This window comes from Rhodococcus sp. CX (genome assembly GCF_015865005.1).
GTDB lineage: Bacteria > Actinomycetota > Actinomycetes > Mycobacteriales > Mycobacteriaceae > Rhodococcus.
Genome location: NZ_JADZGH010000102.1, coordinates 5,132 through 18,291 on the forward strand (window position 1 = coordinate 5,132; position 13,160 = coordinate 18,291).

Annotated in this window: 11 protein-coding genes, 2 tRNA genes and 1 pseudogene; 7 read left to right on the top strand and 7 right to left on the bottom strand. The window is 68.2% G+C overall.

What is annotated here, in order from left to right:
* Positions 1–208: pseudogene (locus I0Q12_RS32615) on the top strand (hypothetical protein); the annotation flags it as partial.
* A 29-nt stretch (positions 209–237) separates the two neighbouring features.
* On the opposite strand, the gene I0Q12_RS11130 reads toward I0Q12_RS32615, so the two are convergent.
* Positions 238–1,830 (bottom strand): acyl-CoA synthetase, encoded by a 1,593-nt coding sequence (locus I0Q12_RS11130; RefSeq protein ID WP_197251977.1) that lies wholly within the window; start codon positions 1,828–1,830, stop codon positions 238–240.
* Between the two features lie 193 nt (positions 1,831–2,023).
* On the opposite strand from I0Q12_RS11130, the gene I0Q12_RS11135 reads away from it, so the two are divergent.
* Both I0Q12_RS11135 and I0Q12_RS11140 read left to right on the top strand, forming a co-directional pair.
* Positions 2,024–2,947, top strand: coding sequence for a 3-oxoacyl-ACP reductase (locus I0Q12_RS11135; protein ID WP_197251978.1), 924 nt, complete (start codon positions 2,024–2,026; stop codon positions 2,945–2,947).
* 31 nt (positions 2,948–2,978) lie between these two features.
* On the top strand, positions 2,979–3,725 hold the full coding sequence (locus tag I0Q12_RS11140; protein WP_197251979.1) for an SDR family NAD(P)-dependent oxidoreductase: 747 nt from the start codon (positions 2,979–2,981) through the stop codon (positions 3,723–3,725).
* A gap of 77 nt (positions 3,726–3,802) precedes the next feature.
* Here I0Q12_RS11140 and clpX read toward each other — a convergent pair whose 3' ends face one another.
* The 5 genes from clpX to I0Q12_RS11165 form a co-directional block, all read right to left on the bottom strand.
* A complete protein-coding gene (gene clpX, locus I0Q12_RS11145) occupies positions 3,803–5,080 on the bottom strand; it encodes an ATP-dependent Clp protease ATP-binding subunit ClpX (RefSeq protein ID WP_197251980.1) in 1,278 nt (425 codons plus the stop codon).
* Positions 5,081–5,361: 281 nt separating this feature from the next.
* Positions 5,362–6,024 (bottom strand): ATP-dependent Clp protease proteolytic subunit, encoded by a 663-nt coding sequence (locus tag I0Q12_RS11150; protein ID WP_197251981.1) that lies wholly within the window; start codon positions 6,022–6,024, stop codon positions 5,362–5,364.
* Positions 6,025–6,072: 48 nt separating this feature from the next.
* Positions 6,073–6,699: an ATP-dependent Clp protease proteolytic subunit gene (locus I0Q12_RS11155; protein ID WP_197251982.1), complete on the bottom strand. Its 627-nt coding sequence runs from the start codon at positions 6,697–6,699 to the stop codon at positions 6,073–6,075.
* Positions 6,700–6,813: 114 nt separating this feature from the next.
* Entirely contained in the window at positions 6,814–8,205 is a 1,392-nt protein-coding gene (gene tig / locus I0Q12_RS11160) for a trigger factor (protein ID WP_197251983.1), read from the bottom strand.
* A gap of 74 nt (positions 8,206–8,279) precedes the next feature.
* Positions 8,280–8,356 (bottom strand) — tRNA-Pro (locus I0Q12_RS11165).
* 143 nt (positions 8,357–8,499) lie between these two features.
* Between I0Q12_RS11165 and I0Q12_RS11170 the strand changes: the two genes are divergently transcribed.
* From I0Q12_RS11170 to I0Q12_RS11185, 4 genes are all read left to right on the top strand, one after another.
* Positions 8,500–8,573 (top strand) — tRNA-Gly (locus tag I0Q12_RS11170).
* Between the two features lie 154 nt (positions 8,574–8,727).
* Entirely contained in the window at positions 8,728–9,957 is a 1,230-nt protein-coding gene (locus tag I0Q12_RS11175; RefSeq protein WP_197251984.1) for a wax ester/triacylglycerol synthase domain-containing protein, read from the top strand.
* A gap of 53 nt (positions 9,958–10,010) precedes the next feature.
* Positions 10,011–10,835, top strand: a complete 825-nt coding sequence (locus tag I0Q12_RS11180) for a GA module-containing protein (protein WP_197251985.1) — start codon at positions 10,011–10,013, stop codon at positions 10,833–10,835.
* A gap of 161 nt (positions 10,836–10,996) precedes the next feature.
* Positions 10,997–12,367 (top strand): wax ester/triacylglycerol synthase domain-containing protein, encoded by a 1,371-nt coding sequence (locus tag I0Q12_RS11185; RefSeq protein WP_197251986.1) that lies wholly within the window; start codon positions 10,997–10,999, stop codon positions 12,365–12,367.
* Between the two features lie 22 nt (positions 12,368–12,389).
* Here the strand turns inward: I0Q12_RS11185 and I0Q12_RS11190 are convergent.
* Positions 12,390–13,160: Fpg/Nei family DNA glycosylase (locus I0Q12_RS11190; protein ID WP_197251987.1), on the bottom strand; the 771-nt coding region annotated here is incomplete at its 5' end.

The window sequence follows — 13,160 nt, forward strand, 5'->3', positions numbered from 1 at the left end:
CGTCGAGCCCGGTGTCGAGCGCGGCGAGGTCCGCACCGACTACCCGCTGCCGTTCCTCGCGCAGATGGTCGGCGCCGTGTACGTCTCGACGCTGCGGCACTGGCGTCAGAACCCGGACGACGACGGCACCGAGAGCTTCGACCGGGCAGCACGATTCGCTGCCGACGCCCTCGCGCCCGGCACCGGATCCGGTCGCGGTCACGGGTAGCGCACCCGCGACCGCGACCGGTAGAGGGACTACTTCGCGGCTTCGAGAGTTGCCTTGGCCCACCGGTAGTCGGCCTTGCCCGCGGGCGAACGCACGATCGTGTCGACACCGACGACCAGCCGCGGCACCTTGTAGCCGGCGATCCGGTCGGCGACATGCGCGATCAGCTCGTCGAGATCGGGCACCGCGTGGCCCTCGCGCGGCTGCACGACGGCTCCGACGCGCTGCCCGTAGCGTTCGTCCTCGACTCCCGCGACGAGCACATCCATCACGGCCGGGTGGCTCTTGATCGCCATCTCCACCTCTTCGGGATACACCTTCTCTCCGCCGGTGTTGATGCACAGCGAGCCGCGTCCGAGCAGCACGATCGTGCCGTCCTCCTCGACTTCGGCCATGTCCCCGAGAACCGACATGCGAACCCCGTCGATGACCGGGAAGGTCGCCGCGGTCTTCTCCGGGTCGCCCCAGTACCCGAGCGGCACGTGGCCGGCGCGGGCGATGTAGCCGATCTCGCCGGAACCCGGCTCGATCGGGCGCATCCGCTCGTCGACGACCTTGACGGTCGGCTTCGCGGCGATCCGCATCCGGCCGTCCTCGCCGATCGACAGATCGCCGTCGATGCCGGACTCGGAGGATCCGAATCCGTCGCGCACCATGACGTTCGGCAGGAGCGAGACGAGCTGCTCGCGGACCTGCTTGGAGAACAGCGCGCCGCCGGACCCGACGACGAACAGCGAACTCAGGTCGTACTCGGAGCCGTGTTCGGCGATCGCGTCGGCGAGCGGACGAGCCATCGCGTCGCCGACGATCGTCATCGTCATCACGCGTTCGCGTTCGACGACCGCGAGCACCTCCTTCGCGTCGAACGCCGGGAGCACGACCTGCGAGACTCCGAGGCAGAAGGCACTGAACATGCTGTACATCGCGGCGCCGTGGATGAGCGGCGCGGTGAGCAGCCACGTCATCTCCGGCATGTTCGCGGCCTGGTTCGCAACCGATGCGATGTCCGAGTGCGGCTCCCCCATCGAGTTGCCGCCGGACAGTGCCGCGAAGAAGAAGTCCTCGGCGCGCCACATCACGCCCTTCGGCATGCCGGTGGTGCCACCGGTGTAGATGATGAACTGGTCGTCGCCGCTGCGCGGCGCGAAGTCGCGCGCGTCGGACTCCGCGGCGACCGCCTTGTGGAAGTCGGCGGTGGTGACCGTCCCCCAGTCGACGTCGTCGGCCGGTCCCACGGTGACGATGTGCCGGACCGTCGGCGTGCGCGGCAGGACCGCGGCCGTCCTGGGCGCGAACTCACCGTCGGCGACGATGGCGGCGAGTTCGGCGTTGGCGAACAGGTAGGCCAGCTCGGCGTCGACGTAGCGGTAGTTGATGTTGATCGGGACGGCCCGGATCTTCAGGATCGCCAGAAGCGCTTCGACGAATTCGGTGCTGTTGCGCATGTAGAGACCGACGTGCTCACCTGCGGAGATCCCCGCACCGGCCAGATGGTGAGCGAGCCGGTTGGCTGCGGCATCGAGTTCGCGGTAGGTGAGGCGGCTGTCCCCACAGATGATCGCGGTGCGATCGGGGACGGCGTCGGCGATGGCTTCGAACAGGTCCGCGAGGTTCAGCGACATCGAGATTCCTTCTGACACAGTGGTGGAAACCGTCGCGACACCGTGACATCTGTCACCCCGGCGATTCCTGTCACTCCCGGCCAGTGGGACAGCTCCGGACCGGCCGACCCACCGGCCTCACAAACTAGAACCAATACTAGTTCTGTCCCGGGGTTCGTTCTCCCCGTGGCAGCCGCACACAGGGAGAGATCGCATGGGCGAATCAGTCAGCTTGGCCGGCCGCACCGCCGTCGTCACCGGAGCCGGCGCGGGTCTCGGCCGCGCCGAGGCGCTCGCTCTCGCCGCCGCGGGCGCCGCGGTCGTCGTCAACGACATGGGTCCGGCCGCGCACGACGTCGCCGACGAGATCACCGCGGCCGGCGGCCGGGCGGTCGCCGTCACCGGCGATGTCTCCGACTGGTCGCTCGGCGGCCGTCTCGTCGACGAGGCCGTGAGCATGTTCGGCTCCCTCGACATCCTGGTCAACAATGCGGGCATCCTGCGCGACAAGATGATCTTCAACCTGTCCGAGTCCGACTGGGACGACGTGATCCGCGTCCATCTCAAGGGCCACGCCGCCACCTCGCACGCCGCCGCCGTGCACTGGCGCAATGCGAGCAAGGCCGCCGGTGCCCCTGTCTACGGCCGGGTCGTCAACACCTCCTCCGAGGCATTCCTGTTCGGTTCGGCCGGGCAGCCCAACTACTCGGCGGCCAAAGCGGGAATCACCGCGTTGACCCTGTCCACCGCACAGGGCCTGGCCCGCTACGGTGTCACGGCGAACGCGATCTGCCCGCGCGCCCGGACCGCGATGACCGCCGGGACGTTCGGTGAGAACGAGAACCCGAACGGCGGACTCGATCCCCTCGCACCCGAGCGCGTCGCGACCCTGGTGTCCTACCTGGCATCGCCCGCGTCCCACGAGATCACCGGCCAGGTCTTCGTCGTGTACGGCAAGATGGTCGCGCTCATGGCCTCACCGAAGGTCGAGAACCGTTTCGACGCAGCGGGATCCGAGTTCACGGTGAACGAACTCGACGAGCAGCTCTCCACCTACTTCACCGGCCGCGGCAGGTACGAGACGTACTCGGCGTACAGCGTGGCCGAGCTGGAGAAGCCCGCACTCGCCATCGACTGACCGGATCCGAGACCGAAAGCAGACGCACGACATGAGGCTTGCAGGCAAGGTTGCGATCGTCACCGGCGGCGCCGGTGGTATCGGACGAGGCATCGTCCGCGCGTTCACCAAGGAAGGCGCGAAGGTTCTGTTCGTCGACGTCGACGCGACCGCGGGTGCCGCGCTCGAAGACGAACTGGGAAGCAGCACAGCGCGATTCCTCGAAGCGGACATCTCCGAGGAGACGAGCGCCGACCGGATCGTGGCGGCTGCGGTCGACGCGTTCGGGAAGGTCGACGTGCTGGTCAACAACGCGCACGCGTCGAGGCAGGCACCGCTGCTCGAGACCACCCAGGAAATGCTCGACCTGTCCTTCGGAACGGGCTTCTACCCGACCTTCCGGCTGATGAAGGCCGCGCACGCTCAATTGGCCGCGAACCGCGGTTCGGTGATCAACTTCGCGTCCGGAGCCGGCATCGAGGGCAACGTGACGCAGAGTTCCTACGCCGCGGCCAAGGAGGCGATCCGCGCGATCAGCCGGGTCGCGGCCAACGAGTGGGCCGCCGACGACATCAACGTCAACGTCATCTCCCCGCTGGCGCTCACCGAGGGCGTCCAGGCATACATCGAAGCGAACCCCGGCGTCGAGCGGGCGCTGCTGTCGAAGACGCCGCTGGGCCGCTTCGGCGACCCGGAATCGGACATCGGCCGGGTCGCGGTGTTCCTCGCCAGCGAGGACGCCTCGTACATGACCGGTCAGACGATGATGGTCGACGGCGGCAGCGTCAAGCTTCGCTGAGTCCCGGCAACGACCACGGCCCCCGGCAGATGCCGGGGGCCGTGGTCGTGAAGTTCGGAGCCGTCGAAGTTCGGAGCCTAGGCGGTCTTGTCGCGACGCTCGCGGTCCTGCTTGCGGGGAACGATCGTCGGCAGCACGTTGTCGGTGACGGTCTCCGCGGTCACCACGACCTTCTCGACGTCGTCGCGGCTCGGGATGTCGTACATCACCGGCAGCAGCACTTCCTCCATGATCGCGCGCAGGCCGCGGGCACCGGTGCCGCGCAGGATCGCCTGGTCCGCGACCGCTTCGAGCCCGTCGGTGGTGAACTCGAGTTCCACACCGTCCATCTCGAACAGGCGGACGTACTGCTTGACGAGGGCGTTCTTCGGCTCGGACAGGATCTGGACGAGCGAGTCCTTGTCGAGGTTCGTCACGGACGCCACGACGGGCAGGCGGCCGATGAACTCGGGGATCAGACCGAACTTGATCAGGTCCTCCGGCATGACCTCGGCGAAATGGTCGGTGGTGTCGATCTCGGCCTTCGAGCGCACCTCGGCGCCGAAACCGATTCCTCGCTTGCCGACGCGATCGGACACGATCCGCTCGAGGCCCGCGAACGCACCGGCCACGATGAACAGCACATTGGTGGTGTCGATCTGGATGAATTCCTGGTGCGGGTGCTTGCGTCCGCCCTGCGGCGGCACCGACGCCTGCGTGCCCTCGAGGATCTTCAGCAGCGCCTGCTGCACGCCCTCCCCCGACACGTCGCGGGTGATCGAGGGGTTCTCGCTCTTGCGGGCGATCTTGTCGACCTCGTCGATGTAGATGATGCCGGTCTCGGCCCGCTTGACGTCGTAGTCCGCGGCCTGGATGAGCTTGAGGAGGATGTTCTCCACGTCCTCGCCGACATAGCCGGCTTCGGTGAGGGCGGTGGCGTCGGCGATGGCGAACGGCACGTTCAGCATCTTCGCCAGCGTCTGCGCGAGATAGGTCTTGCCGCAGCCGGTGGGGCCGAGCAGCAGGATGTTGGATTTGGCGAGTTCGACGGTCTCGCCGCGCGCGTCGCGGGTCCTGTCGCCCGCCTGGATGCGCTTGTAGTGGTTGTAGACCGCGACCGCGAGGGTTCGCTTCGCGGAGTCCTGGCCGATCACATAGTTGTCGAGGAATTCCCGGATCTCGGCCGGTTTGGGCAGCTCATCGAGCTTGACCTCACTGGATTCGGCCAGTTCTTCCTCGATGATCTCGTTGCAGAGATCGATGCACTCGTCGCAGATGTAGACACCGGGGCCTGCAATGAGCTTCTTGACCTGCTTCTGGCTCTTTCCGCAGAACGAGCACTTGAGCAGATCTCCGCCATCACCGATACGTGCCATCTGTCAGGTCCCCTACTTCCTCGTGTGCGTGCAACCGACCCCGGGACCGCCGACAGTGCCGGTCCGGCGAGCGCGCCTCGGTTCGACCGTACCCGGAGATCACCACGCAGGTCGACCTGTTGTCCACGTTTCGAAGGTCATATTTGTGTGGTGCACTGTGTTTTCTTCGTGCGGCGCACAGTGTTTTCTTCGTGCGGCGCACCGGGATTTCGTTCCGCCGCGTGTGGACCGGCCCGGTCCGGAAGCCCGCGATGGCGGTGCCTCGGACCGGGCCGTGCCGGTCACTTCTGTGCCGAGAGCTTGCGGTACTCGAGTACGTTGTCGATCAGGCCGTATTCGACGGCCTCGGCCGCGGTGAGGATCTTGTCGCGGTCCGTGTCCTTGCGGATCTGGTCGGGATCCTTGCCGGTGTGCTTGGCCAGCGTGGTCTCCATGAGGCGACGCATGCGCTCGATCTCGGCGGCCTGGATCTCCAGGTCGGAGACCTGGCCCTGGATACCGCCGGTGGCGGGCTGGTGGATGAGCACGCGGGCGTTCGGCAGCGCGAGACGCTTGCCGGGGGTGCCGGCGGCGAGCAGCACGGCCGCGGCCGAGGCGGCCTGGCCGAGGCACACGGTGGTGATGTCGGCGCGCACGTACTGCATGGTGTCGTAGATCGCCATCAGCGACGTGAACGAGCCACCCGGCGAGTTGATGTACATGGTGATGTCGCGGTCCGGGTCGAGCGACTCGAGAACCAGCAGCTGCGCCATGACGTCGTTCGCCGACGCGTCGTCGACCTGCACGCCGAGGAAGATGATGCGTTCCTCGAACAGCTTGTTGTAGGGGTTGGATTCCTTGACGCCGTAGCTCGAGTGCTCGATGAACGACGGAAGGATGTAGCGCGAGGAGGGGCCGGCCGGTGCGGCTCCGCCCAGAGCGCGGGGATCGAAAAGGTTGGTCATCGCTTCTCCAAGAAGTTCGTGATGCGGGGGACGGATCGTCGGGGTCGGCTAGTTGCCGGTGCCGCCGGCCTGCGCGGCCCGGGACACGACGTGGTCGACGAAGCCGTACTCGAGCGCCTCGGCCGCGGTGAACCAACGGTCCCGGTCGGAGTCGGCGGTGATCTGCTCGACCGTCTGACCCGTGTGCTCGGCGATGAGCTCGGCCATCTCCCGCTTGGTGTGCGCGAACTGCTCGGCCATGATCGCGATGTCGCTGGCGGTACCACCGATGCCCGCGGACGGCTGGTGCATCATGATCCGCGCGTGCGGAAGGGCGTACCGCTTGCCCTTGGTACCGGCGGAGAGCAGGAACTGTCCCATCGAGGCGGCCAGGCCCATGCCGAACGTCGCGACGTCGCACTCGACGAACTTCATGGTGTCGTAGATCGCCATACCGGCGGTCACCGAACCACCCGGGGAGTTGATGTAGAGAGAGATGTCGCGCTCCGGATCCTCGGCCGCGAGCAGGAGGATCTGGGCGCAGAGCTTGTTGGCGATGTCGTCGTCGACCTGGGTACCGAGGAAGATGATCCGCTCGCGGAGCAGGCGCTCGTAGACCGAGTCGCTGAGGTTCAGCCCAGCGGTGGCCGAGGTCATCGTCGGACCGATGGATGTCGCCGGATTCTGAGGAGTCACGGTACCTGCCTTCTCGTCAATCGTGGATTGCTGACACAGACACTAACGAAAGCGGGGCGGCACCGGATGCCCGGTGCCGCCCCAATTCGCTTACAGCGGAACGATCAGCGCGTTCTACTCGGCCGACTCGTCGGCCGCAGCCTCGTTCTCCGCACCTTCGGCCTCGGCCTCGGCGCCCTCTTCGGTCTTCGAACCGAACAGCGTCTCGGTGTCGACGGTCGCACCGGTGGTGTCGGTCACGGTCGCCTTGTTCACGACGCTGCCGAGCGCCTTGCCGCGACGCACGTCCGCGAAGATCGCGCCGAGCTGGTTCGCCTGGCTGATCTGCTGGATGAACTGCTCCGGCGGGATGCCGTAGCGCTGCGCCTGGAAGAAGATGCGCTCGGTGAGCTCCTGCTGCTCGACCGTGGTGCCCTCGGCCTCGGCGATCGCATCCAGCAGCAGCTGGGTCTTGACGGAACGCTCGGCGGACTCGCGGGCGTCCTTGTCGAACTCCTCGCGGCTCGAACCCTGCTCCTCGAGCAGCTCGTTGAGCTTGGTCTCGTCATGGTCGAGCGCGTGGATGGCGTCGTGCAGCGCGCTGTCGATCTCGGCCTGGACGACGGCCTCGGGCAGCGGGACCTCGACGGCCTCGAGGAGAGCCTCGAGAACCTTGTCGCGGATCTGGCCGGCCTGCTCGACCTGCTTGACGCGCTCGACGCGCTCACGCAGGTCCGCCTTCAGCTCGTCGAGGGTGTCGAACTCGCTCGCGAGCTGCGCGAAGTCGTCGTCCTCGGCGGGAAGCTCGCGCTCCTTGACGGAGTTCACCTTGACGGTGACGACGGCTTCCTTGTCGGCGAACTCACCGGCGACGAGCTTCGAGGTGAACTCGGTGGAGCCACCGGCCTCGAGACCGATGATGGCCTCGTCGAGGCCCTCGATGAGCTGGCCGGAGCCGACCTCGTGGGACAGGCCCTCGGTCGCGGCCTCCGGGACGGGCTCGCCGTCGACGGTGGCCGACAGGTCGATGGAGACGAAGTCGCCGTCCTGCACGGGCCGCTCGACACCCTTGAGGGTGCCGAAGCGCTGGCGCAGCGAGAGAAGCTGCTCGGCGACGTCCTCGTCGGTGATCTCGACGGGATCGACGGTGACGGCGATCTCGGAGAAATCGGGGAGGGTGATCTCGGGGCGGACGTCGACCTCGGCGGTGAACGCCAGCTCGACGTTGTCCTCGATCTTGGTGAGCTCGATCTCGGGCTGGCCGATGACCTTGACGTCGTTGGTGGTCACGGCCTCGCTGTAGCGGGGGCCGATCGCGTCGTTGACGACCTGCTCGAGCACGGCGCCGCGGCCGACACGAGCCTCCAGCAGCTTGCGGGGAGCCTTGCCGGGACGGAAGCCGGGCAGGCGGATCTGGCTGGCGAGAGCCTTGAACGCGCGGTCGAAATCAGGCTGGAGCTCCTCGAAGGGCACCTCAACGTTGATACGGACTCGCGTCGGGCTGAGCTGCTCGACGGTGCTCTTCACGGACATGCTCCTTCTGTGTCGTGCTCTTGTCTAGGTCTGACTACAGGCGCCGATTTCTCCGCCGCCGTTCGTTCTGGTCGGGATGACAGGATTTGAACCTGCGACCCTCCGCTCCCAAAGCGGATGCGCTACCAAGCTGCGCCACATCCCGTCGTCCAACCGGTTCCCGTCGACCGCCCGGGGACCCGCTGAGGAATCCTACGGCCCCCCGATTATGAAATCCAAAGCGAGGTTCGGTACAGTCTCATCCGGCAGCGACGGAGACGGCGATCCCGGCAGAAGTCGCTTGCTCGCGGGGATGTAGCTCAATGGTAGAGCCCCAGTCTTCCAAACTGGCTACGCGGGTTCGATTCCCGTCATCCCCTCCACGGGACCTCACGCCCGCCACCACTTCCGGTGGCGGGCGTGAGTCGTTTCCGGGCACCCCGTTCCTGTTCCTCCCGGTCACCGTTTCGACTCGAAACGGTCATCACACCGAGATCGAACGGGTTCCGCCGGTGTCGGTATGAGAACGTTCCGAGCATGAACGACGCTTCCGGCCGTCCCGCCGCGCCCCCTGAGCAGACGGCGCTGCGGTCGACGATCGTCGCCGCCGTCCTGCTCGACGCCTCCCCCGACTGGGATCGGGTCGGCGAGATGCTCTCCGGTGGAACCCCCGAAACGCCGGCGTTCCGGCACCGCGTTCTCGACGTGCCGTTCGGGCTGGCGCCGCCGCGATGGGCCGGCGAACACGACTCGGACCTGCCGTGGCAACTCGATCGGGTGACCCTGCCCTCCCCCGCGACCTTCGACGACGTTCTCGACTACGCCCGCACGACCTCCGCCGCCGCGGTCCCGGAACATCCCGGGTGGGAGCTGACGCTGGTCGAAGGGTTGCTCGGCGGCCAGTCCGCCCTGCTGATCCGCATTCACCACGCGTACGCCGACGGCGCCGACGGCACCCACATCACCGCCCGCATCGTCGACCTCGAACGACACGGTCACGAACACCCGGAACCCGAGCCGGAAACGACGACCGCGGAGGACGCGACCGATCGGGCAGCCGGCTCGTTCGGTTCCCTCGTCGAGTCGATCGGCGGACTGGTGCAGTCCCTCGCGGCGCCGCTGCGGTGGTTCACGTCGTCCGCCGAACCCGCCAGGACCGGCGCCCGCCGGCTGCACGTGGTGGACGTGCCGCTCACCGAGTTGCGGGCGGCCGCCGAGCGCGCGGGCAGCACCCTGGACAGCGCGTTCCTCGCGGCGGTGCTGCTCGGGCTGGCCGATTACCGGTTCCGCTGCGGTATCGACGTCGACGAGCTGAGCCTGGCGATGCCGCTGGCCCCAGAGAACGGTGGTACAGGGAACGGCGGTCCCGGGATCAGCCTGGCCCGTGCCGACCTGCCGGTCCCCGCCGACGATCCGGCGCTGCTCATGCGACTGCTCGACGAGTACTCCGGCCCCGCCACCGAACCCGGCCGGCACCTCGCACCCCCACCGAACCTGCTGCCGGCGGTGATCGACGACCCGCTCGACCACGACGACGTGTTCGCCTGCACGGTGCCGGGATCGCACGTGCCCCTGTACGTGGCGGGCGCGAAGATCGAGAAGTACTACGGCTTCGGGCCGACGCTCGGTTCGGCGTTCAACGCGACCCTGATGTCGTACCTGGACAGCTGCTGTCTCGGGTTCACGATCGACACCGACGCGGTGCGCGACGCCGAGATGTTCGACGACTGCATCCGCGCCGGTCTGCTCGCAGTCCTCGAGAGCTGACCGTCGGTAGGCTGGGCGTCGTACCCGCACGCACAGTCGGAAGGCGCATCGCCGTGGAACTCCTGCTCATCGTCCTTGCCGTCGGCGCGGTCGTGTACTTCGTGTCGCGGAGCCAGAAGAAATCGTCCGGCCACAGCGCGGTCCGTCTCGACGATGCGAAGGCGGACGCCCGTCAGGCGATCGAGCGTCTCGGCGGTCAGATCTACAACCTGACCGGGACCGACGACGCCTCCAAGCAGGCGCTCGCGGACGCGTCCGAGCGCTACAACGCGGCCGGCTCGCAAATCGAGCAGGCGCAGACCCCGGCGCAGGCGCGCCTCGCGAAGCAGAGCGCTCTCGAAGGGCTGTACTACATCCGGGCGGCCCGCATCGCGATGGGCATGGATCCCGGACCGGAGATCCCGCCGCTCGACGGCCAGAAGTCGGCCGGCGCCGTCACCGAGGAACGGCAGATCGAATTCGAGGGCCGGCAGGTGTCCGCATCCCCGTCCCCGTCGCCGCGGACGCCGAACTACTACCCCGGCGGCCGGGTCGCGGGCCGTCCGGTGCCGGCGGGCTGGTACTCGGAACCGTGGTGGAAGCCGGCGCTGGTCGCGGGCGCCTGGGGCGTGGGATCGATGCTGCTGTTCTCGGCGATGTTCTCGGGCATGGCCGGGGTGCCGTACGACGCGCAGGCGTTCGAGAGCGGTGTCGGCGACGGCACCGCGGACGTCGGTGACGTGGGCGGCGGTGAGGACTTCGGCGGAGACGATTTCGGCGGCGGTGACGATTTCAGCGGTGGTGACGATTTCGGCGGCGGTGGCGACTTCGGCGGCGGTGGCGACTCCGGCGGGTTCGACTTCGGTGGCGGCGACTTCGGGGGCGGGTTCGACTTCTGACCGGCGCAGCTGAATCGTCGATCCTGTCGACGTAGGCAGCCGTTCCGATCGGCGGTCACCGGTGTCCGGGGACTTCCGACCGGAACGGCCGGGATCGTGGACTCTGGCCGCGGCGCCCGCAAATGTGGGATCGTCCGAACATGGGCACCGCAGGACGGCGCATGGCGCAGACCGATTTCCTGACGTGGAGCATGGAGCAGGACCCCGCGCTGCGTTCGACGATCGTCGCCGTCATCACACTCGATTCGTCCCCCGACTGGGACCGCGTCGTCGAGATGATGGACCGCGGCACCCGGGACGTCCCGCACTTCCGGCACCGGGTCGTGTCCGTCCCGTTCGGCCTGGGCGCGCCGCGCTGGGTCGCGGACCCGGACTTCGACCTGTCCTGGCATCTGCGGCACACCGCGCTGCCGTCCCCCGGCACGATCGACGACGTCCTGGAACTCGCCCGCATCGCGGCCATGACGGCGTTCGACCGGGCCCGGCCGCTGTGGGAGCTGACCGTCGTCGACGGCCTCGCCGACGGAGGCGCAGCGATCCTGCTCAAGGTGCACCACGCGCTCACCGACGGTCTCGGTGGCATGCAGATCACCGCGCACATCGTCGATTTCACGCGGGAGGGCACCCCGCGGCCGGAACCGCCCGCTCCCCCGGAACCCGAGCGCCTCGGCTCGTGGGACCTCGTGACCGAACTGCTAGAGGATTACGGGTCCCAGGCCCGCGGCATGGTCGGCCGGGGACTGCGGTCGGTGTGGCCCGCGACCCGCGCGGTGGTCACCGACCCGGTCGGAGCCGCGCGCGGTGTGCTCGGCACGGTGTCGTCGGTGGCCCGCTATCTGCGGCCGATCACGACGACCGCGTCGCCGGTGATGACCGAACGCGCCTTGGGCCGGGCGCTGTTCTCGTTCGATGTCCCGCTCGAGGGGCTCCGCGCGGCGGGGCATCGCGCCGGATGCACCGTCAACAGCGCCTTCCTCACGGCACTGGTCGTCGGCCTGCACCACTATCACCGCGCTCACGACGCCGACGTCGAGTCGTTGCGGGTGACGATGCCGCTGAGCGTGCGCCGACCGGACGACGAGATGGGCGGCAACCGCATCAACCTGGCGCGATTCGCGCTTCCGGTACACGGCGGCGACGTCGACGACCTCATGCGGGAGATCGAGTCGATCGTCCGTGCGTGGCGGGCGGAACCGGCGCTCGATATGGGCGAGGTGCTCGCCGCTCCCCTGAACATGTTGCCGCCGGCGGTGGTCGGCAGCATGCTCGAGCACGTCGACTTCCTGGCCTCGAACGTGCCGGGATCCCCGGTCCCGCTGTATGTGGCGGGTGCGCGGGCCGAGCGGTACTACGCCTTCGGGCCGACACTCGGGTCGGCGTTCAACGTGACGATGGTGTCGTATCTCGGCACGTGCTGCCTGGGCGTCACGCTCGACGTCGGGGCAGTGCCGGACCGGGCCGTGTTCGAGGAATGCATCCGCACCGGGTTCCGGGACGTCCTCGGCGAGAAGTCGGACGAATCCGTGTCGTGACGGTCAGGCGGGGTCGTGACGGTCAGGCGGGCTGGCAGGTCGGGCACCAGAACAGGTTGCGCGCCTGCATGACCGAATGCAGGACGGGAGTGCCGCACACGCGGCAGGGATCACCGGCGCGGCGGTAGACGTAGGTGCGGGGCCGGTCCTTGGCATAGGCCGGGGCGCCGTGATCGTGTTCGGGCCGCACGACGTGCATCCGGCCGCGCTCCATCCCGATCTGCATGAGTTCGACCAGGTCCGCCCACATAGCGTCGAATTCGCTGCGCGACAGGTTCTTTCCGGGTCGTTCCGGGCTGATGCCGTGGCGGAACAGCACTTCGGCCCGATACACGTTGCCGACCCCGGCGATCACCGCCTGGTTCATGAGCAGTGATCCGATTGCGGTGCGGGACTTGGATATCCGCCCCCACGCCAGATCCGGGTCGGCGTCGGCGCGCAGCGGATCGGGCCCCAGCCGGGCCTCGATGGCGTCGACCTCGTCGGGGGTGAGCACATCGCACGCCGCGGGGCCGCGCAGATCGCTGCCGTGCTCGACCCCGATCATCCGCATGCGGACCTGACCGACCGGCGGGCCGAGCGGCAGCGCGGATTCGGTGAACTCGCCGTAGATGCCGAGGTGCACGTGCACCACGGCGCCGGTCTCGTAGTGATGGAACAGGTGCTTGCCCCACGCTTCGGCGTGGGTGAGTACCCGCCCGTCGACGAGCGCGGCACCGTCCGAGAACCGCCCTTGCGGGCTCGAGACCCGCACCGCCGCACCGGCGTAGTGCCGCTGGTGCAGGCGGGCGAG